Below are 21,390 nucleotides of genomic sequence, written 5' to 3' on the forward strand. Positions count from 1 at the left end.
GGGAGCGTTGAACGAAGACAGGATTATTCAATGCCGATGGAAGCCCGGTCCATGGGCCATTTGGCCCATTGCGGCCGGCGCAGGACGGTGGCAGGAAGCCCTAAGGGCATATCGGTAACGCGTAGGGTGGACCGGGCCACGAGAGGCGGGTTTCCCGTCCACGCGGCGATCGTTTGCAGCAAGATCATTCGGCACGAAAGCGGAGCGTCCACCTATCACCGCGTGGACGGCAAAGCCGTCCACCCTACGGGTGCAGGCGGATCTCGGCCACCATCTCGTGGTTGCAGTCGATGCCGATCTCCACGAAGCCGAAGCTCCGATAAAACGCGCTGGCGCGCTCGTTGCGCGGGTGGTAGCAGATGTTGATCAGCGCCACATCGGGCTGCGTCTTGATCTCCGCGATCAGCAATTCCATCGCGCGCCGGCCGATGCCCTGCGACTGCAGCGGATAGTCGACCATGAAGCGGTAGATACCGTAGCAGCCGGGCCGGCCATCATCCTCGCGGTTGTAGAGCGCGAAGCCGGCCGGGCGTTCGTCCTGGTAGATCGCGCGCGGCACGAACACGTCGTAGAACCTGGCCTGCGCGATCGAATAGGCGTTCGAGTGCAGCAGGTCGCGCTGGTGCTCGGGCAGCTCCATGTCCATCAGCGCCTCGAAGTTGTGTTCGGTGACGTCGCGCAGGCTGATCGTCATGCTCATACGTCCAGGTGCGAAATGAGCAGCCTGCGCTTCTCGATGTCGCCGTTCTCGCCAGCCTGGTCGCCCAGCGAAATCCCGACCGCCATGATGTCGATGAGGAGCAGCTGCAAAATGCGCGAGATCATCGACAGGAAGGTCGTGCTGTCCTCGGTGTGGTCGACCGCCAGGCAGACGTTCGCCTTTTTTGCCAGCGCCGACTTGCTGCTGGTGATGGCAATCACGCTCGCTCCCGCGGCACGCGCGGCGTCGACGGCCGACAGCAGCTCGGGCGCCTGGCCGGCCGTGGAAATGGCCACCACCACGTCGCCCGGCTGCAGCAGTTCGGCTGCCAGCTGGAACAAATGGGCGTCGCCATGCGCCGTGGTCGGGATGCGGAAGCGGAAGAACTTGTGCTGGCCATCGAGCGCCACCACGCGCGCATTGCCCATCGCGTAGAACTCGACCTTGTTGGCGCGGCGCAGCAGCTCGATGGCGCGGTCGATCGCGTGCACGTCGAGCCCGTCGCGGAATTTCAGGATCGCCGACACGGTGTTGTCGATCACCTTGGCCGACAAATCGTGGGTGCTGTCGCTCATGCGCACCTGGCTGTGGCGCACCGGGATCGAGCCGGTCAGGCTGCCGGCGAATTTCAATTTGAATTCGGCCAGGCCCTGGAAGCCGAGCGAGCGGCAGAAGCGGATCACGGTCGGCTGGCTCACATCCGCCAGGCGCGCGATCTCGGCGATCGGCTCGGACAGCACCTTGCGTGGATGCTCCAGCACCAGGGCGGCCACGCGCTGCTCGGCCGGCGACAGCTCGTGCTGCAGGTGCTGTACGCGCTCCATCAGCGTGTTCGCGCCGCTGCGCCCGCGCAGGTGTTCCGACAGGATGGTCGACACGCCGCGCAGGGCCGGGTTCGGCGTCATGATGACGTAGGTCGGAATCTGCGCCAGGTAGTCGGTGAAGCGCCCCTTGGCCTCGAAGCGCGCGCGGAACGGAGAACCAGCGAACCACTGCGCGATGCGCGGCACGATGCCGCCGCCGATGAAGATGCCGCCGAATGCGCCCAGGGTCACGGCCAGGTTCGCCGCCGCCCCGCCCAGCATGCCGGCGAAGCACTCCAGCACTTCGAGGCAGAGCGCGTCGTTTTCTTCGAGTGCGCAGCTGACGATTTCCGCGGCCGTGCGCACCGGCGCCTCCACGCTATTCCGTTCGGCCAGCGCGCGGTAGACCAGCTCCATGCCGGGGCCGGACAAAATGCGTTCGTTCGACACGTGCGGCCACTCGCGCCAGGCGTACTGCAGGATCGCGAACTCGCGCTCGTCGGCCGGGGCGAAGTTCACGTGGCCGCCTTCGCTGCCCAGGGTGATGAAACCGTCGGCGGTCGGGATCACGCCGGAGACGCCGAGGCCGGTGCCGGCGCCGAGCACGCCCGCCACCGCATGCGGCGCAGGCTTGCCGCCGCCCACCTGCAGCACGTCGCCGGCCTGCAGGCCCGGCAGCGCCATCGCCAGCGCCGTGAAGTCGTTGACGATCAGGAGCGTCGACCAGCCCATGGTGCGGCGTACTTCGTCGGTGGAGAACTGCCAGGCGCGGTTCGTCATGCGCACCAGATCGCCGCTGATCGGGTTGGCCATGGCAAAGGCCGCGTGCGCGATGCGCTCGCCGCCATGCGCGTGCAGGTAGGCGTTCAGCAGCGGCACGATGCCGCTGAATTCGTCGCAGCGCAGGACCGCGGTCTGGCGCAGCACGCCGGGCGCCGTCTCGAGCGCAAAGCGGGCATGGGTGGCGCCGATGTCGGCCAGCAGGCGCGGACCATCGGCGTAGGAAGCACGGCTGGATTTATGTTCGTTGTCTGGTACGGTGCTCATTGCGCGCCTGGATATGGCTGGGATACCTCTGAAGGCGCACAGGATAGCATTGTTTGAATGCTATGACATGGCTCGCGCCCCCAGGGCCTGGAACTGATCGCCAGCCGCTTACTCCTTGCTCGCGCAGGTCAGGGTGCTGCCGGCCGTGTTGCGCGCACTCGCCATCCCCAGTTTTCCCGCGCCATCGTAGGCCAGCTGGACCGAGCGTGCGTCGGGCATGACCAGGATCAGCGTCATGCTGCGGCCGGCATCGTCGATGTTCACTGTCTCTGTGCTGGCCAGCTTCATGTCGAACGACGCGTCGCCAACCTTGATCACGCTGCCGTCGATCTCGACGTCCGCATCGCGCCGCACCAGTGGATTCTTGATGTCGCCGCATGAAAGGGTCTGCTTCTTCCCGTTGATCAGGCTGGCCAGCACCTGGTGCAGCGGCTGGGTATTAAGCTTGCCGGTGGCTGCGACCTGGGTACACAGGAATCCCTTGTCATCGCGCTCGATGCTTGCGGTGCCGTCGATGCCGGACAGCGTCATGGCCCCCTCCTGCGCCGAGTTCATGTGGAACATCGCGCTGGTGCCATGGCCGCCCTTGCCGTTGGCCATCCGTTGCAGCGTGATGTTGTGCGCATCGCGGAAGTCGATCGCAAGACCGTTCGCCGAGGCCTTGCCGTCGGCGCCGACAGTGATGGTGACGTTGGCCGTGTCCGTACCCGGCGTGCGCATGCACGAGCCGGTGTAGCTGCCGGCCACCATCGGGCCGAGGAGCGGCCAGTACTTGAGTTGCGGCGCCGGCGCCTCGCCGGCTGGCGCGTCGTCGTCCTGGACCTGCGCCGAGGTCTCGGCCTGGGCATCGCCGGTAACGGAGCCGTCTTTGTCCTTGTTGCAGGCGGACAGCAGCAGGGAGAGAGTCAGGGCGGACAACACGGCAATGCGACGATTCATGGGGCCTCCAATGGATGAGGACCGTACGCTAGCATGCGGATTGACTTTCTTGCAACTGGCAAACCTGGCCGGTGAGGGCCAGGCCGGCTGCTTGCGCCTCAACGCGGATAAACAAACCCGGTCCGGATATCCGTCGGCACCAGCCCCCTGCCCTCGCGCACCATCAGGCGCTGCGGCGGTTCCTCGCCGGCCAGCGCGCGCCACACGACGGGCAGGCCCTCGCCCTTGCGCAGCAGTTCGTCGCTGCGCTCGAACACGTTGCCGCAGCCGGTGGCCTTGACCAGGGCCTGCACGATCGCCACCCGCCACAAATCGACGGCGCCGGAGTTGAACTGGCACACTAGGTAGCCCTCGGCGCCGCCATAGCCGTGCACGAGCAGGCCCGGCAAGCCATCCTTGTCGCCATCGATGAGCTGCACCAGCGCCTGCGGATCGGCCGTGTGCCAGGCCGTCAGGCGGCGCCCGAGCGCTACCTGCACGCGGCGCTTGATCAGCGCGTGGTCAATCGGCTCGTCTTCGCGCAGGGTCCAGATGCGGGCGGCGATCTGCGATTTGGCGTTGTAGGCGGCGCGCGCCAGGAACTGGCGCGACGAGGATTGCACGACGGCGGTGGCGCCGGGCTTGTTGCGCTCCTGCGGCCTGCCGTCGACCTTGTCGATGGCGGACAGGTAGATCCAGGGGTCGCCGGCAAGGATGGATTTTTCCTTGCCCTGTTTGATGGTAATGATGAGCATGTGCGGCTTTCGTGGGCAGGGGCGACATCATACAGCAAGCCGCCGCCCCGGCTTTCACGCTTACTTGGCCGCAGCCAGGCCTTTCAGCAGCGCCTCGTGGAAGGCCTTCGGGTCCTGCATCTGCGGCGCGTGGCCCATCTCGGGGAAGGTGACCAGGGTCGCCTTCGGGATCGCCTTGACGGTTTTTTGCGCCAGTTCCGGGTAGTTGCCCAGCTTCGGCCGCAGCGCTTCCGGCGCTGCATCCTTGCCAATCGCCGTGGTGTCCTTCAGGCCGATCAGCAGCAGGGTCGGCATCTTCAGCAATGGGAATTCGTAGACCACCGGCTGGGTGTAGATCATGTCGTACAGCAGGGCCGAATTCCAGGCCACGATTTCCTTGCCCTTGCCGCGGTACATCCCGGCCAGCATCTGAACAGGGGGCTCGTATTCCGGCTTCCAGGTGTTCACGTAATAGGTCGATTTTTCGTAGTTGCGTATCTTCTCGGCCGTGGTCTGCAGTTCGCGCTGATACCATTTATCGACGCCCAGCGAGGGCACGCCCAGCGCCTTCCAGTCTTCCAGCCCGATCGGGTTCACCAGCACCAGCTGCTCGGTCAGCTGCGGGAACATCAGGCCGTAGCGCGTGGCCAGCATGCCGCCGGTGGAGTGGCCGAGGATGGTGGCGTTCTTCACGCCGATCGATTCCAGCAGCGCGCGCGTGTTCTCGGCCAGCTGCTGGAAGGTGTACTGGTAGTGCTGGGGTTTGCTCGACTTGCAGAAGCCGATCTGGTCCGGCACCACCACGCGGTAGCCGGCGCCGCTGAGCGCGTCCATGCTCGCTTTCCAGGTGGCGCCGCAGAAGTTCTTGCCGTGCATGAGGACCACCGTGCGGCCGTTGGCCTTGCCCTGCGCCGCGATGTCCATGTAGGCCATGTGCAGCTTCACGCCTTGCGAGGTGAAGTTGAACTGCTTGACCGGCGCCGGATAGTCGAAGCCTTCGAGCTCGGGGCCGTAGGCCGGTTCGCTGGCGGACGCGCCGGCGGCGGCGTGGGCGACGGCGGCGAATCCGGTCGATGCGACGGCCAGCGCGGCGGCGCAGCCGAGGTAGGCAATGCGGTGGGCAAAGGCAGGCTTCATGGCAGTCCTCATGTGGTCGAATGCGCAAAGTCTAGTCGAGAATGCCGATGCATGTGTTTCGCTGCTCAAGCGTGCCGGGGCTGTCATGCTGCCGTCACATGGCGTCATTACGATGACCGATCGTCCACTTTTCCGCCCTTTCCATGTCGACCCTGCCCTTCCTTGCCAGACGCGTGCTGGCCTTTTCCGTCTTCACGGTCTCCGTGGTCCACGCCGCGCCCGCCCCCTCCGCGCCGAAGCTGGTGCTGGTGCTGGCCGTCGACGGTTTGCCGGCCGAGCAGCTGCAGCGCTACCGCGGCCAGTTCGGCCAGGGCGGCTTGCGCCGCTTGATGGACGAAGGCGCGGTGTTCAGCAATGCGCACCAGGCCCACGGCGTGACCGTGACGGCGGTCGGCCATGCGGCCATCCTGTCCGGCGCCTACCCCTACCAGCACGGCATCATCGGCAACAACTGGATCGACCCGGTGTCAAAAGCCTCGGTCTACTGCACCGACGATGCATCCCATACCTACATCGGCGAAGAAACCAAACCGGGCGACGGCACCTCGCCGGCACGCCTGCGCGTGGACACCCTGGGTGATCAGCTGCGCTACGCCAGCGGCAACCGGGCCAAGGTGATCGCCGTCTCGGGCAAGGACCGCGGCGCCATCCTGCTGGCCGGGAAGACCGGCACCGCCTACATGTACATGGACAAGACCGGCAACTTCGCCTCGAGCACCTGGTACATGGCGGCGCATCCGCAATGGGTGCAGCAATACCAGGCCGGCCGCCCGCAGGACCGCTACTACGGCAAGACCTGGAAGCCGCTGCTGGCCGATGCGGCCTATGCGGGCGATGCGCCGGACGCGCTGTTCCCGGCCACGCCGGCCTCGCCGAACCGCTTTCCCTTCTCCTTCTACAGCGACAGCGGCAACATCGACGCCGACTACTTCAACCGCCTGAAGACCAGCCCCTTCCTCGACGAGCTGACCCTGGACTTCGCGCGCGCGGCAATCGAGGGCGAGCGCCTGGGCGGCACCGCCGGGGTGACCGACCTGCTCGGCGTGAGCCTGTCGGCGCACGACTACGTCAACCATGCCTACGGCCCGGAAAGCAAGATGTCGCACGACCACCTGCAGCGCCTCGACCGCATGCTGGCCGATTTCTTTACTTACCTCGACCGCAAGCTCGGCGCCGGCAACGTGCTGGTCGTGCTCACCGCCGACCACGGTTTTCCGAACACGCCGGAATTCGTGAAAGCGGCCAAGGGCGACGCCGGCCGCGTGAATGCCGGTGCGCTGGTGGCGGCGCTGAACGTGGCGCTGGCGGCGAAGTATGGCCACGAGAAGCTGGCGATCGCACAGTCGGCGCCGAACTTCCACCTCGACTACGCGGCCATCGACAAGCTGGGCGTGGCGCGCGGCGAGGTCGAGAACACGGCGGCGGCCTTCTTGCGTGCGCAGGAAGGCGTGGCCGAGGTCTTCACGCGCAGCCAGTTCGAGGCGAATGCCACCGGCGCCACGCGCATGGGCGTGCTGATGCGCCGCGCCTGGCACCGCGAACTGTCGGGCGACCTGGTGGTGGTGACCAGGCCGAACTGGTACTTCAGCAGCAGCGGTAGTAGCAGCGGCACAGGCACCTCGCACGGCTCGCCGTATTCCTACGACACCAACGTGCCGCTGCTGCTCAGCGGCCGCAAGTGGATCAAGCCGGGCTATTACGGGCAGTATGCGGAAACGGTGGACATCGCGCCGACGCTGGCGAACGTGCTGCGCCTGCGCCCACCGTCTGGCAGCGAAGGCCGGGTGCTGGTCGAGGCCTTGCAGACGCCTTGATCCCTACCCGATCGCCTTGCGCGCCAGCGCCACGTCGTCGGAGAACAGGCCGTCGATGCCGGTTTCGAGATAACGCTGCATTTCCGCGACCGACCCTGCCTCGTTGCGCGCATTCGGCCCCGCATCGTTGCGGAAGTCGACCGCCAGGAAGGCATTCTCCGGACGGAAGGTCCAGGCCACCACGTCCAGGCCAGCGCGGTGCGCGTCCGCCACCAGTGGCGATGGCTTGCCGAGACGCTCGTCGGCCCCGAGCGGAATCACCGCGCGGTGCATCGGCGCCACCACGTCGGCATACTGCGCCACGTCGCGCAGGCCGCGTGCCGAGAGCATCTCGCCGTAGCTCAGGCTGCCGCCGGCCAGCGCTACGTCGGCCGGCTTGAGCGCGTCGAGCCGCCCACCCGCCACCGCCAGCTGGGCCAGGCGTACATTCGACGCGCGGCCGAGCACCTTCCTCAATGCCTTCAGGTTGGCTGTCTCGAACGATTGCACGACGACCGGCGCACGCCGTGTGTAGGCGTGCGCATTCAACGTCGAGACCAGGCGCTCTTCCAGCGCCAGGCCGGCGGCGGCAAACCAGGTCGAGTGCTTCAGTTCCGGGATCAGGCCGATGCTGCGCCCACGCGCGGCCGACTCGGCCGCCACGAAGTCGACGATTTCCTCCAGGCTGAGCACCTGGAACTGGCCGTCGCCGCCGGTCCCGCGCATTGCCGGCAGGCGCTCCAGCGCGCGCAGGGTCTTGAGTTCGGCCAGCGTGAAGTCGGACACGAACCAGCCATCGTGCGCCTGGCCGTCGATATTCTTGCGCGTCTTGCGGCCCGCGAACTCGGGGCGGCTGGCGACGTCGGTGGTGTCGGTGATGGCGTTTTCGTGGCGCGCGACCAGCACGCCGTCCTTCGTGCAGACCAGGTCCGGCTCGACGAAGTCGGCGCCGTCGATGATCGCGCGCGCATAGGCAGCCAGCGTGTGCTCGGGGAACAGGGCGCTGGCGCCGCGGTGGGCGTAGAGCAGCGGCGCCGCTTTCGCATCGCGGCGCGCCGTTGCAGGCTGCGTGGCGGAATGCGCCAGCGCCGGCGCCGCCGCCAGCGCCAGCGCGCCGCCCAGGCCGCCCAGCAGCAGGCGCCGCCCCGGGCTGGCAGGGACGACCCGCGCCATCAGATGTCCGCCTTCAGGGTGATGAAGCCCATGCGCGGCGGGATCGGATAGGTGGCGTAGCTGCCGCTGGCCTGGCCCACGTTCGGCTGCAGCACGCCCTTGCGGTCGGCCAGGTTGGTGACGTTCACGCTCCAGCGCATGTTCTTCAGGAAGCCGGTCTCGAACGGCACCTTGCCCGACACGTTCAGGCCGAACAGCACGTAGCTGGCCACGTCCAGGTCGTTGGTGTAGGTGGCGTAGCGGCGGCCGACGTAATCGCCCTGCAGCTGGATCTCGATGTCGGCGCCCGGCTTGATGGTGGCGATGAACTTGTTCATCCACTCCGGCGTGTTCGGCACGGTCTTGCCGGCGGTCGGAACCACGGTGGTGCCGGACAAATAGCTGTCCTGGTACGTCGAGCGGTTGTACGACACTGCGTCGTAGAAGCTGAAGGCGCGGCCGAAGTGGAAGGTGGCGCCGACGTCGACGCCGTCGGTCTTCACGTCGCCGACGTTCGACAGGATGGTGGTGCCGCCGGCGAACGAGGTGATGATCGGGTTCGAGCTGATCGCCAGCTGGCGGTCCTTGAAGTCCACGTGGTACAGGCTGACCTGGCCGTCGAAGCCGGTGAGCGGCCCGGCGCCCAGCTGGCGCGAGGTGCGCAGGCCCAGCTCATAAGTGAGCGCGGTTTCCGGTTTCGCCGTGTCCTTGAAGTAGTCGAAGGCGGCCTGCGACGACAGGCTCCACGGCGAATTGCCGCCGCCGCCGTAGGTCACGAACTGGCGCATGTTCTTCTGCACGTTGGCGAAGGCCTGGTCGGTACTGGAGATGTCCCAGCGGGCGCCGAGCTGCGGCAGGAACCATTTCCTGGTCGTGATCTTCCCTTCCGGCAGACCGCGCGAACCGCCGCTGAGCGTGGCCGCCAGCTGCTGCACCGGGAACAGGCCTTCCGCGAACTGCAGGCTGGACTTGAAGCCGCCCTGCAGCGTGACGTCCGGGCGCAGCTTCCATTCGTCCTGCAGGTGGAACTGCACCACCTTGTTGTCGATCTCGCTGCCGTACTGCGTAATCAACGGGTTGGCCGGGCGCTGGTAAGGCGTGCTGGGGTTGTTCACGTCGAGCGGATACCAGCGGCGGTAGGCGCTCGACTTGTTGTGCTCGAACCAGAGGCCGGTCTGGATGCGGTGCTCGCCCAGGTCCCAGCGCAGGGTCGACATCAAGCCCTGGCGGTTGATCTTGTACTCGGTGGTGCGGGTGGCGTAGCCGGAATTGCCGAACACGGACTTCAGGTCCTGGTTCGGGTAATAGGCGCGGAACAGCGCCGGCAGGCCGGCCTGGTTGATCGGGCCGGCCACCACGCCGGCGCCGTCGTTGCGGTGGTAGTAGTACTGGTTGGTCCAGGTGGCGTCCTGGCCGAGGTAAGCCTCGTGCTTCACGTAGGCCAGCCTGTCGGTGCGCTGGGCGTCGCTGTAGTAGTTGCGGAAGTTGGCGCCGACAGCTGCCGGCGGTGCGCCGTTCGCATCCAGATAGGCCAGCGCGGCGGCGAAGTCCGGGTACAGGAAGGGGCGCGTGTAGGGCGCAGCCAGGCCGGCCTGGTGCAGGGTCGAGTCCTCGTTCGGCTCGGTCTTGTCGGACCAGTCGGCGTACACGGTCAGCTTGCCGCTTTCTCCCTGGTGCACGAACTTGGCATTGAACTGGTCGTTGCTCTGCTTGCCATTGAAGTCCCAGGCTTTCGCTTCGTGGTGCAGGCCCGAGAGATAGAAGCTGTTGCCGGCGCCGATGTCGCCGGAATCGAAGCGCACGAAGCTGCGGCTGGCCTTGTGGCTGCCCAGGGTCTGCTGCAGGTTGATGTTGCGGCGATTGAGCGGGTCGCTGGAATAGGTTTCGATGGTGCCGCCCAGGTTGCTGGTCGAGGCCGTGCCGAGGTCGCCGGCGCCGGTGGACAGCACCACACTGCGCACGTTCTCGCTGGTGACGGCGCGCTGCGGCGCCAAGCCGTTGTAGTTGCCGTACTGCTGGTCGCCGAGCGGCACGCCGTCCATCGTGTAGCCCAGCTGCTGGCCATTAAAGCCGTGCACGAACAGCGACAGGTTCTGCTCGTTGTTACCCCAGGGGTCGGCGGTCTGGAAGCTCACGCCCGGCAGCGCCTGCAAGGCCTTCAGCGGATTCACGCCCGGCATCACCTTCTGGATCTCGGTGCCCGACATGGCCACCGTGGAGCGCGTCTTGCGGGTCGAGATCTCGACCGTGGCCAGGGCGCCGGGCGGCGTGGTGTCCTGCACGGCAGGCGCTTCGGCGGCGGCCGGCGTGTCTTCAAGCGGGGCGGCCGGGGCGGCATGCGCCAGCGAGGTGCACAGGGCCGCGGCGGCAAGCGCAATCCGGGATGGCGTCAGGAAGGTGGTCGTTTGTTTCATCAGGCAAGGCCATGGTCGGTTGAGGTGACCGGAACATTAACCTTGCAAAATGACTAAGCCGTGACGGCTGCGTGACGGCTTGATGACGTGGTGGTAGCGCTGTGCATGCGTTCAACGCACGCTTGATCCGACGCGACATCGAGCGGCGCCAGGGTTCTGTCCAATCACATCCCGATCAGCACCACCGGATTGCGCGCATCGAACTGCACCTTGCCGCCCTTGACGACCGCGGTCTTGCCCGAGTACCAGTCGCGTACGGTCTGGCCGTCCATGAAGACGCCGGTCACCGGCACGGCGCTCGGTTTATCGACGGGCAGGCCGAGCGCAACGACCACGCGGTCGGTCACATCCTTGGTCTCGTACGTGCGCTTGAAGACGTAGGGGTAGTGCTGGATCATCTGGTGCACGCCGGCGCCCACGCTGGGATGCGCCTGGCGGAAGCGGCCCAGCTTGGCCCAGTGCTCGCGCACGTCGGCCACGCGGTTCAGGCCGCGCTGGGCGTTCGATGCCAGCTCGTCCCAGTTCATGAACGAGCGCAGCGTGGCGTCGCCCTCGGCGCCGTCCACCTTCAGCAGGCGCGCGGTTTCGTCGCCGTAGTAGACCTGGGCGGCGCCCGGCGCCAGCAGCAGTTTGTTGGCGCTTTCGTAGGGGCGCTCGCGCATGGCGTCGTAGGGCGCGCCGTCGTCGTGCGAACTCAGATAGTTCAGCACCGAGGAATCCTTCATCGGGCCGTGCAAAGCCTGCGAATAGGTGCTGAACAGCTTCTCGTAGCTTTCCTTGGCGTCGGACTTCATCGCGAAGTTGATCAGGCTGTCGAAGCCCTCGGCCGGGTAGTCGGCCGTCATGCCGCCCAGGTCGTAGGAGTGGCCATGCTGCAGCGCGTAGCCGTACACCTCGGCCGTCATGTAGAACGGCGTGTCGTCCAGCTTCTTGCTCGGGTTGGCGCGCTTCCAGTCCTCGAAGGCCGCGCTCGATACGGTCTTGAGCTCCTTCCACAGGCCCGGCTCGGTATGTTTCACGGTGTCGGCGCGGAAGCCGTCGAAGCCGTACTTGCGCACCCAGTCGGCATGCCATTTCATCAGGTAGTAGCGCGGTGCACGCGGGTAGCCGGTGCGCTTGAAGAAGTCGTCCAGCTCTTTTACCTCTCGCTCGTAGCGCCCTTCCCTCTTCCACTTCTCGGCCAGCTGCGGCGGCAGGCCCACTGCCTTGTCGCTGCCGGTGAGGATGTCGGGCAGGTTCTTCACCAGCGTGCAGTCCATGGTGGTGCGCGCATCCTTGTAGGTGCAGGTCGGGCCGGTGCGCACCCAGTCGGCCGGCCAGACCGGATCAGTAGCCGTCACCGGGCCGGTATGATTCAGCACCACGTCGAGCAGCACGCGGATGCCGGCGGCGTGGGCGGTATCGACCAGCATGCGCAGATCGGCTTCGGTGCCGAGGTTCGCATCGATGGCCGTGAAGTCGCGCGCCCAATAGCCGTGGAAGCCATAGCTCTTGCCGGTGCCCTCGTCGGTGGCGGCGTGGATCTGCTCGACCGGCGGCGTGATCCAGATCGCGGTCACGCCCAGGTCGGTGAAGTAGCCCTCCTTGATTTTCGCCGTGATGCCGGCCAGGTCGCCCCCCATGTAACCGCGCAGCACCGCCGCATCCTTCTTGCGGCCGTAGGCCAGGTCGTTGGCCGGGTTGCCGTTGTTGAAGCGGTCCGTCAGCAGGAAGTAGACGGTCGCGTTCTCCCAGACGAAAGGCTTGGCCGGCGCCGACCAGGGCGCGGCGATGCCGGCCTGGGCCTGGGCCTGCGGCGCGAACGCGATCATCAACGAAGCGGCAAGTGCGGGTAGTTTCATGCAGGGTCCTGTGTGGGTGGATGGATCAGGTAATCACGCTCGGCTGCTGGCGGCCGGTGCGCTGGCGCAGTTCGGAGACGCTGTCGGCGATGGCGATCAGCTTGGACAGGGCTTCTTGCGTTTCCAGGTTATGGTGGGCCGGGTCGGCCTCGTAACGTTCGAGGTAGACGCGGATGGTGGCGCCTTCGGTGCCGGTGCCGGACAGGCGGAACACGATGCGCGAACCGTCGTCCATGATGATGCGCACGCCTTGCTGCGTTGCCACCGAATGGTCGACCGGGTCGGTGTAGACGAATTCGTCGGCGACGGATACGCGGTAGTTGCCCATACCTTCACCCAGCGCCTCACCTTCCAGCGTCGGCAGCTTGTCGCGCAGTGCGTTCATCATGGCGTCGGCGGCGGTCGCATCGACGGCTTCGTAATCGTGGCGCGAATAATAGTTGCGGCCGAAACGCGCCCAGTGCTCGTTCACCAGCTGGTTCACGGTCTTGCCGGTCGCGGCGACGATGTTCAGCCAGAACAGCACGGCCCACAGGCCATCCTTTTCGCGCACGTGATCCGAGCCCGTGCCGTAGCTCTCTTCGCCGCACAGGGTGACCATGCCGGCGTCCATCAGGTTGCCGAAGTACTTCCAGCCGGTCGGCGTTTCGAAGCAGGCAATGCCCAGCGCTTGCGCCACGCGGTCGGCGGCGGTGGACGTCGGCATCGAGCGTGCGATGCCCTTGATGCCGGCGGCGTAGCCCGGCGCCAGCGTGGCATTCGCGGCGATGATGGCCAGGCTGTCCGATGGCGTCACCGCAATGCCGCGGCCGACGATCATGTTGCGGTCGCCGTCGCCGTCCGAGGCGGCGCCGAATTCCGGCGCATCGGGGCCGTTCATCAGCGCGATCAGCTCGGCGGCGTTCACCGGGTTCGGGTCGGGGTGGTGGCCGCCGAAGTCTTCGAGCGGCTCGCCGTTGATGACGGTGCCGGCGGGGGCGCCGAGCATGCCTTCCAGGATCGCCTTCGCGTACGGCCCGGAGACGGCGCTCATGCCGTCGAAGCGCATCGTGAAGCCGCGCGCGAACAGGGCGCGGATGGCGTCGAAGTCGAACAGGCCTTTCATCAGCTCGGCGTAGTCGGCCACGGAATCGATGACCTCGACCTGCATGCCCTCCAGCTGGGTGGTGCCGATGGTGTCGAGGTTCACGGGCGGCGCGTCGCTGATGCGGTAGCTGAGCAGGCCCTGGGTTTGCGAATACACCGCCTCGGTGATTTTTTCCGGCGCCGGGCCGCCGTTGCCGATGTTGTACTTGATGCCGAAGTCGCCGTCCGGGCCGCCCGGATTGTGGCTGGCCGACAGCACGATGCCGCCGAAGGCGCCGTGCTTGCGGATCACGCAGCTCACGGCCGGCGTCGACAGGATGCCGCCCTGCCCCACCAGCACGCGCGCCACGCCGTGGGCGGCGGCCATGTGCAGGATGGTCTGGATGGCGCTGCGGTTGAAGTAGCGGCCGTCGCCGCCCAGCACCAGGGTCTGGCCGGTGAGGTCGCCCAAGGTCAGGAAGATGGCTTCGACAAAGTTCTCGAGGTAGCCCGGCTGCTGGAACTCGGTAACCTTCTTGCGCAGGCCCGAGGTACCCGGACGCTGTCCGGCGAATGGCGTGGTCGCCACGGTATGGATCGTCATGCTCCGCTCCTGTGTATGAATTCGGTTATCAACATTTTGTTGATAAAACGTTACGATACGACAGGCGCGGAAATGGTGTCGCCGGATATTCGATCATGGCGGCACCGTTTCTCGTACGGTGGGCACTCCGTGCCCACGCGATTACGTGCGTCGCTGGCATACGCTGCGTGGAATGTTCGCTCGCACGGCATGCGACGGACACGACACCTGACTCCGGAGATGTTTCGAGCGAATCGTCGCAGCCATCGGTGCAAGGATGCGCTCGTACCGCGTGGGCACGGGGTGCCCACCGTACGGGACACATTCCCAGCTTCGATCGGGCATCCAATCAGGAGACATTCCCGGCTTCGATCAGGCGCCCCGATCAAGCCTGGTTCGGCGCCTTGTCCGTCACCGCCAGCGTCAGCACCGCGGCCACCAGCATGCACACGCCGCCCAGCACCAGCGTCTGCACCGTATGCCCACCGAAAAACGCGCGCGTCACATACCCGAGCAGCAGCCCGCTGACGATCTGCGGAATCACCACGAAGAAGTTGAACAGGCCCATGAAGTAACCCATGCGCTTGGCCGGCAGCGAGCCCGCCAAAATCGCATACGGCATGGTGAGAATGGACGCCCAGGCGATGCCGACACCCACCATCGGCAGCATCAGCATCTCTTTCGAGTCAATCAGCGCAATGCTGGCCAGGCTCAGGCCACCGATGGCCAGGCACACGAAGTGCACCATCTTGCGGCTGGTGGCGCGGGCAAAGATCGGCAGGATGAAGGCGGCCAGCGCCGACACGCCGCTGTACACCGCGAACATGATGCCGACCTGGTTGCCGGCTTCCTGGAAGGCGGCCGACTGCGCATCGCGCGTGCCCCACACCGCATCGGCAATCGCGCTGCCGGTGTAGATCCACATCGCGAACAGCGCAATCCAGGTGAAGAACTGCACAAAGGCCAGCTGCACCATGGTCTTCGGCATCTGGCCGAAGCCGCCGACGATCTCGGTCAGCGCCGTGCCGATGTGGCGCGCCTGCTTGCGCTCGTGCTGGAAGCTGGCCAGGTCGGGCGGCGGCAGTTCGTCGGCGGTGAACACGGTCCAGCTCACGGCCACCATGAAGACCACCGCGCCGGCATAGAAGGAATAGCGCACGGTGTCGGGGATCATGCCGTCGACCGGCACGTTCGACACGCCGAAGTGGGTGAAGATGGCCGGCAGCAGCGAGGCGATCACCGCGCCGCAGCCGATGAAGAAGGTCTGCATCGCGTAGCCCGCGGTCTGCTGGGTCGGGTCGAGCTTGTCGCCGACAAAGGCGCGGAACGGCTCCATCGACACGTTGATCGCGGCGTCCATCATCCACAGCACGGCCACGGCCATCCACAGCGCCGAGGAATTCGGCATCAGGAACAGGGCAATCGCCGCCAGGAAGGCGCCGATGAAGAAGAAGGGACGGCGCCGCCCCCATTTCGGGTGCCAGGTATTGTCGCTCATGTAGCCGATCACCGGCTGCACCAGCAGGCCGGTAACGGGGGCCGCGAGCCAGAACAGCGCCAGGTCGTCGGGATTCGCGCCCAGGGTCGAGAAGATGCGGCTGGTGTTCGAGTTCTGCAGCGCGAAGCCGAACTGGATGCCGAAGAAGCCGAAGCTCATGTTCCACAGCTGCCAGAACGACAGGCGCGGCTTCTTGAGCGCGTTGGTGTGCATGTCCATCGATGTCCCCAAGCGGCCCGGCATTCACACCGGGCTCTCTGTATGTGGCAAACGCCGCGCCATGGGCCTGTACCGCTTCGTCAGTGCGGCGGGTGGTTGGTGGCGGGGAGCGTTCCCGTCCGGGAGGCCGGGTGGACGGGCTGGTTGCAGGATAATTTGTAGCAAAATAACATGGTGTTTTCCGAGTGTCAATCACGCGGCGACATAGTAGAATCGGCAAGTCCGCTGCCCGGCAGTGGCATTTTGTAGTCAAATAACACAATAGATCACAAAGCAAGGAGACACCATGCTCGACATGCAGCGCCGGCTGAGCAATCCATTCTATGCCTTGACCAGCTTGCCGGCCACGGCCATGGGCTTTGCCCTGTGCATCCAGATTTCCGCGCTCAGCTGGCTGCTGAGCACCAAGTACCACCTTGACATCCACGAGATCGGCATCGTCTGGGCCGCCGGCCCGCTGGCCGGCATCCTGGGGCAAGTCATCATCGGCTTCATCAGCGACAAGACCTGGTTCTGGGGCGGGCGGCGCCGGCCCTTCATCCTGATCGGCGGCACCCTGGCCGCGCTGTCGGTGTTCCTGCTGCCGCGCATCGAGATGGTGGCCGATCTGCTCGGCGTGACCAACCTGCTGGTGATTGCCGTGATCGTGGCGCTGACGCTGGATTTGTCGATCAACATCAGCTTCAACCCGACCCGTTCGATCATCGCCGACGTCACGCCGGAAGGCGATGCCCGCACGCGCGGCTACACCTGGATGCAGACCATTTCCGGCTTCTGGGGCGTGACGGCTTACCTGATCGGCGCCTACATCGACAACTACGCGCTCATTTCGGTGGGCGTGGTGATCGTGCTGCTGTTCTCGGTGCTGCCGGTGTTCCTGATCAAGGAGCCGCGCGACCTGGCGCCCGAGACTACCGCGTCCGCTGCCATCGCTGCCGGTTCCACCAGCACCGACTGGCCGCAACTGTGGAAACTGTGGACCGCGCACGCCTTCAGCTGGTTCGGCGTGCAGGCCATGTTCGTGTACATCATCGCCTTCATCCAGCAACACGTGGTAGCGCCTGGCGCGACCGTTGCCGAATCGGCGGCGCAGTCCGGCCACCTGATCGCGATTTCGTTCGCCATCATGAACGTGGTCGGCTTCCTGCTGCCGGCGCTGGTGCTGGCGCCGCTCGGCGCGCGCATCGGCCGCGTGCGCACGCAGGCGGCGTGCATCGGGATCATGGCGGCGGCCTACTTCGGCATTGCGCTGTTCGCGCGCTCGCCGGCGTCGCTGTATGTGCTGATGGCTGTGGTGGGGATCGGCTGGGCGGCGGTGGTCAGCCTGCCGTTTGCGATCATGAGCGAAAAGGTCGACAAGCGCCGCATGGGTTACTTCATGGGCCTGTTCAATCTGTCGGTGGTGTTGCCGCAGCTGGCGACCACGGTGGTCGGCTACGTATTGAAGGACGCGGCGGACAAGAGTGTCCTGTTCCTGATTTGCGGCGGGTGCCTGGCAGTGTCGAGCGTGCTGTGGCTGCTGGTAAAAGATGGCGCGCCAGTGTCAACGGCCAAGCCGGCGTTGGCAACGGCGCATTAACGCCATCGCGTTGCCGCGGCCCGGCAGATACCCGGGCGCATCACGTAGGGTGGGCACTCCGTGCCCACGCGGAACGACGCGTCAACGCGACCCGGCAACAACCCGGGCCGCAATCACATGGCAGAGCATCAAAGAGCACATCGTCAGCGCAACGATGATGGCGAACGCCGCGGAGCGAGTCATCGCGGCAGCGGACTCGCGGACGAACACGTACCGCGTGGGCACGGAGTGCCCACCCTACGGCTCACGTTCCAGGCACGAATAACGTATCGTCTACGCCGGCGTTAGCCGAACGCGTGGACGGCAACGCCGTCCACCCTACCCCATTGCGGCAACGCCGCAACACTTAGGCTTTACGCGGCTTCTTGAACGTCGGCTTCTCCGCCGCACGGCGCTCCGCCCCGAACGACTTCTTCGGCCCGCCGGCCTTCTTCGGCGCCGGTGCTTCTTCGCCATCACGCGTGATGTTCAGCTGCTGCCCCGCCACCCACACGGTCTTCAGGTGATCCACCAGGTCCTTCGGCAGGTCGCTCGGCAGATCCAGCGTGGTGTAGTCGTCGTAGATCTCGATGCGGCCGATGTGGCGCGACTCGATGTTGCCTTCGTTGGCAATCGCGCCGACGATGTTGCCCGGCTTGACGCCATTGGCGTGGCCGACTTCGATGCGGTAGGTCGCCATGCCCGGCTCCGGATCGCGCATCACGCGTTCCTTCTTGAAGCCTGGTTCGCGCGGCGCACGGGCCGGACGGTCTTCCCAGCCGCCAGCCGCATCACGCGGGGCGCGCGGCAGGCGCTCGACGAAGTCGGTGCGCGCCGGACGGTCTTCCCAGGTCGACGGTTTCGGATCGCGGTCCGGCCGTTCGATCAGCAGCGGCACGTCGCCGCGGCCGAGTTTGGCCAGGGCGGCGGCGATGTCCACCGCCGGCACGTTCTGTTCGCGCTCGTAGTCTTCGATCAGGCTACGGAACTGCTCCAGGCCGCCCGCTTCCAGGGTCGCGGTGATCTGGTCCTTGAACTTGGCGATGCGCACGTCGTTCACGGCCTTGACGGTCGGCAGCGTCAGCGGCGACACCGGCTGGCGCGTGGCGCGTTCGATGGCTTTCAGCAGGCCGCGCTCGCGCGGGGTGATGAACAGGATCGCGTCGCCGCTGCGGCCCGCGCGGCCGGTACGGCCGATGCGGTGGGTGTAGCTTTCCGGGTCCGACGGCACGTCGTAGTTGATGACGTGGCTGATGCGCTCGACGTCCAGGCCGCGCGCGGCGACGTCGGTGGCGACCAGGATGTCGATCTTGCCGTTCTTCAGCTGCTCGATGGTGCGCTCGCGCTGCACCTGGGCCATGTCGCCGTTGATGGCGGTGGCGGCAAAGCCGCGCGCCTGCAGCTTGGTCGCCAGCTCTTCGGTGCCGAGCTTGGTGCGGGCGAAGATGATCATGCCGTCGAACGGCTCGGCTTCCAGGATGCGCGTCAGCGCGTCGAGCTTCTGCATGCCGGCCACCAGCCAGTAGCGCTGGGTGATGTTTTCGGCGGTGCCGGTCTTGGCGGCGACGGTCACTTCGCTCGGGTCGCGCAGGTAGGTCTTGGCGATGCGCTTGATGGCAGGCGGCATGGTGGCCGAGAACAGCGCGATCTGGCGCTCGTCCGGGATCTGCTGCAGGATCTGCTCGACGTCGTCGATGAAGCCCATGCGCAGCATTTCGTCGGCTTCGTCCAGCACCAGGGTCTTCAGCTGCGACAGGTCGAGCGAACCCTTCTCGATGTGGTCGATCACGCGGCCCGGGGTACCGACGATGACCTGCACGCCGCGGCGCAGCGCCTGCAGCTGCGGGCCGTAGCTCTGGCCGCCGTAGATCGGCAGCACATGGAAGTTCTTCATGTGCGTGGCATAGGTCTGGAAGGCTTCGGCGACCTGGATCGCCAGCTCGCGCGTCGGCGCCAGCACCAGCGCCTGGGGCGTGGTCTGCTTGGTGTCGATGCGCGCCAGGACCGGCAGCGCAAAGGCGGCGGTCTTGCCGGTACCGGTTTGGGCCTGTCCCAGCACGTCGCGCCCTTCCAGCAGCAGGGGAATGGTGGCGGCCTGGATCGGCGACGGTGCTTCGTAGCCGACGTCCTTCAGCGCCTTGAGGACGGGCGCCGGGAGGTTCAGGTCGGAAAACGTTGGGATCGGGGTGTCGGACATGGATGACTTTCGAAAAACGATACTAAACCGCCAGTTTACTCCCTCGCTGGGAACGGGCGGGCACAATTTGAAAAACCGGGAAACAATGACGAAAAAGCCCCGTGCGCCTTGCGCAAGGGGCTGCATACAAAACTGGTCGCCGGCAGGCGAAAAACTACATCTTCGGCGCCGCGCAATGACGCGCGATGTACTCCTCGTGGGTCGGCATCACGCTCACGCATTTGGCGATCACGCCGCGCACGCTGTCGAGGTAGTCGGCGATATCGGCCTCCGACTGCACGTCAACCAGTGGATTATACGCGTTCACCGGCATGTTCTGCCCTTCGAATACCTGGATCCAGCCGACTTCCGAGAACAGCTCGTTGTCCACGCGCACCACCTTGCCGCGCGCGCGGTACAAATCCATCTTCTGGCGCAGGGTATCCGGGATGGCCATGTTGGCGCACGCGAGCCAGTACGGCGAGTCGGTGCGCTGGTTCAGGTGGTAGTGCAGCACGATGAAGTCGCGGATGCGCTCGTACTCGAAGCGCGACTGGCGGTTGAACTCGGCGCGCTCCACGTCCTGGAAGCCGCGGTCCGGGAAGAACTCGATCAGGCGAGAAATCGCCGACTGGATCAGGTGGATGCTGGTCGACTCGATCGGCTCGAGGAAGCCGCCGGCCAGGCCGATGGCCACCACGTTGCGGTTCCAGGCCTGCTTGCGCATCCCGGTCTGGAACTTGATCAGGCGCGGGTCGGCCAGCGCCGGCGCATCCAGGTTCGCCAGCAGCGTGGCCGCGGCTTCGTCGTCGCTGATGTAGCGGCTGCAGTACACGTGGCCGTTGCCGGTGCGGTGCTGCAGCGGGATGCGCCACTGCCAGCCCGATTGATGCGCGGTGGCGCGCGTGAACGGCGTCATGGTCTTCACCGATTCGCAAGGCACGGCCAGCGCGCGGTCGGCCGGCAGCCAGCCGCTCCAGTCTTCGTAGCCGGTCTGCAGCGTCTGCTCGATCAGCAGGCCGCGGAAGCCCGAGCAGTCGATGAACAAATCGCCGGCGACCTGCGTGCCGTTTTCCAGTTCCACCGCGTCGATGTAGCCGTCGCCGGGGCGCTGGGTGGCGCGCACGATCTTGCCCTCCACCCGCGTCACGCCGCGCGACTCCGAGAGTTTACGCAGGTAGCGCGCATACAGGCTGGCGTCGAAGTGGTAGGCGTAGGCGATGTCGGCCAGCGGCGAATTCGGCACGTCGTGCCGGGCCGGCATGAACTTGCCGGCTTTCGCCGCCATGCGCGTGATCGAATATTCCTCCAGCGGCGCCGCCTTGCCGAGCGCGCGCATCTTGCTCCAGTACTGCTCGAAGGGCACGGTGGCCAGGTCCTGGCCCAGGCGCCCGAAGCCGTGCATGTAGCGCTCGCCCTTGCGGCCCCAGTTCACGAACTCGACGCCGAGCTTGAAGCTGCCCTGGGTGGCGCGCATGAACTCGGCCTCGTCGATGCCGAGCACGCGGTTGAAGCGCTGGATCATCGGGATGGTCGCTTCGCCGACGCCGACGATGCCGATTTCGTCGGATTCGACCAGGCGGATGTTGTAGCGGCCGTTCAGGATGGTGGCCAGTGCTGCTGCCGTCATCCAGCCGGCGGTGCCGCCGCCGACGATGACGATGTCCTTGATGGGTACGTTCTGCATGGTGGTTTCGCTCAGGTCAAAAAAACGACCCCTGGCAGGCGGGAGCCCGGCAGGGGTCGTTACTG

General features: G+C 66.1%; 14 protein-coding genes. 2 read left to right on the forward strand and 12 right to left on the reverse strand.

Features of this window, described 5'->3' with window-relative positions; genetic code table 11:
* Nucleotides 1-244 precede the first annotated feature (244 nt).
* From QWL29_RS00060 to QWL29_RS00080, 5 genes are all read right to left on the reverse strand, one after another.
* Nucleotides 245-694, reverse strand: coding sequence for a GNAT family N-acetyltransferase (locus tag QWL29_RS00060; RefSeq protein ID WP_305820843.1), 450 nt, complete (start codon nt 692-694; stop codon nt 245-247).
* 2 nt (nt 695-696) lie between these two features.
* Nucleotides 697-2,550: a glucokinase gene (glk, locus tag QWL29_RS00065; protein WP_305820844.1), complete on the reverse strand. Its 1,854-nt coding sequence runs from the start codon at nt 2,548-2,550 to the stop codon at nt 697-699.
* Nucleotides 2,551-2,658: 108 nt separating this feature from the next.
* Nucleotides 2,659-3,489: a hypothetical protein gene (locus tag QWL29_RS00070; RefSeq protein WP_305820845.1), complete on the reverse strand. Its 831-nt coding sequence runs from the start codon at nt 3,487-3,489 to the stop codon at nt 2,659-2,661.
* Between the two features lie 98 nt (nt 3,490-3,587).
* Entirely contained in the window at nt 3,588-4,223 is a 636-nt protein-coding gene (locus QWL29_RS00075; protein WP_305820846.1) for a class I SAM-dependent rRNA methyltransferase, read from the reverse strand.
* Between the two features lie 60 nt (nt 4,224-4,283).
* Nucleotides 4,284-5,339, reverse strand: a complete 1,056-nt coding sequence (locus QWL29_RS00080) for an alpha/beta fold hydrolase (protein WP_305820847.1) — start codon at nt 5,337-5,339, stop codon at nt 4,284-4,286.
* A 143-nt stretch (nt 5,340-5,482) separates the two neighbouring features.
* Here QWL29_RS00080 and QWL29_RS00085 point away from each other — a divergent pair, with 143 nt between their 5' ends.
* Nucleotides 5,483-7,153 carry an alkaline phosphatase family protein gene (locus QWL29_RS00085; protein WP_305820848.1) on the forward strand — a complete coding sequence of 557 codons (1,671 nt, stop codon included), beginning with the start codon at nt 5,483-5,485 and terminating at the stop codon, nt 7,151-7,153.
* 3 nt (nt 7,154-7,156) lie between these two features.
* On the opposite strand, the gene QWL29_RS00090 is transcribed toward QWL29_RS00085, so the two are convergent.
* The 5 genes from QWL29_RS00090 to QWL29_RS00110 all read right to left on the reverse strand — a co-directional run bounded on the left by QWL29_RS00090 (nt 7,157) and on the right by QWL29_RS00110 (nt 15,904).
* A complete protein-coding gene (locus QWL29_RS00090; RefSeq protein ID WP_305820849.1) occupies nt 7,157-8,305 on the reverse strand; it encodes a glycerophosphodiester phosphodiesterase in 1,149 nt (382 codons plus the stop codon).
* Nucleotides 8,305-10,698, reverse strand: a complete 2,394-nt coding sequence (locus QWL29_RS00095) for a TonB-dependent receptor (RefSeq protein WP_305820850.1) — start codon at nt 10,696-10,698, stop codon at nt 8,305-8,307. Before QWL29_RS00095 ends, QWL29_RS00090 begins: the two co-directional genes overlap by 1 nt.
* 164 nt (nt 10,699-10,862) lie before the next feature.
* Complete coding sequence (locus tag QWL29_RS00100; protein ID WP_305820851.1) at nt 10,863-12,539, reverse strand: alpha-amylase family glycosyl hydrolase; 1,677 nt, start codon at nt 12,537-12,539, stop codon at nt 10,863-10,865.
* Nucleotides 12,540-12,564: 25 nt separating this feature from the next.
* Nucleotides 12,565-14,208 (reverse strand): alpha-D-glucose phosphate-specific phosphoglucomutase, encoded by a 1,644-nt coding sequence (locus QWL29_RS00105; RefSeq protein WP_305820852.1) that lies wholly within the window; start codon nt 14,206-14,208, stop codon nt 12,565-12,567.
* Nucleotides 14,209-14,572: 364 nt separating this feature from the next.
* On the reverse strand, nt 14,573-15,904 hold the full coding sequence (locus tag QWL29_RS00110; RefSeq protein ID WP_305820853.1) for an MFS transporter: 1,332 nt from the start codon (nt 15,902-15,904) through the stop codon (nt 14,573-14,575).
* 286 nt (nt 15,905-16,190) lie between these two features.
* Between QWL29_RS00110 and QWL29_RS00115 the strand changes: the two genes are divergently transcribed.
* Nucleotides 16,191-17,483 carry an MFS transporter gene (locus tag QWL29_RS00115; protein WP_305820854.1) on the forward strand — a complete coding sequence of 431 codons (1,293 nt, stop codon included), beginning with the start codon at nt 16,191-16,193 and terminating at the stop codon, nt 17,481-17,483.
* Nucleotides 17,484-17,829: 346 nt separating this feature from the next.
* Here QWL29_RS00115 and QWL29_RS00120 read toward each other — a convergent pair whose 3' ends face one another.
* On the reverse strand, nt 17,830-19,659 hold the full coding sequence (locus QWL29_RS00120) for a DEAD/DEAH box helicase (protein WP_305820855.1): 1,830 nt from the start codon (nt 19,657-19,659) through the stop codon (nt 17,830-17,832).
* 154 nt (nt 19,660-19,813) lie between these two features.
* On the reverse strand, nt 19,814-21,325 hold the full coding sequence (locus tag QWL29_RS00125; RefSeq protein WP_305820856.1) for a tryptophan halogenase family protein: 1,512 nt from the start codon (nt 21,323-21,325) through the stop codon (nt 19,814-19,816).
* Nucleotides 21,326-21,390: the final 65 nt, after the last annotated feature.

Source organism: Massilia brevitalea (assembly GCF_030711405.1).
In the GTDB taxonomy this organism is placed as follows: Bacteria; Pseudomonadota; Gammaproteobacteria; order Burkholderiales; family Burkholderiaceae_D; genus Telluria; species Telluria brevitalea.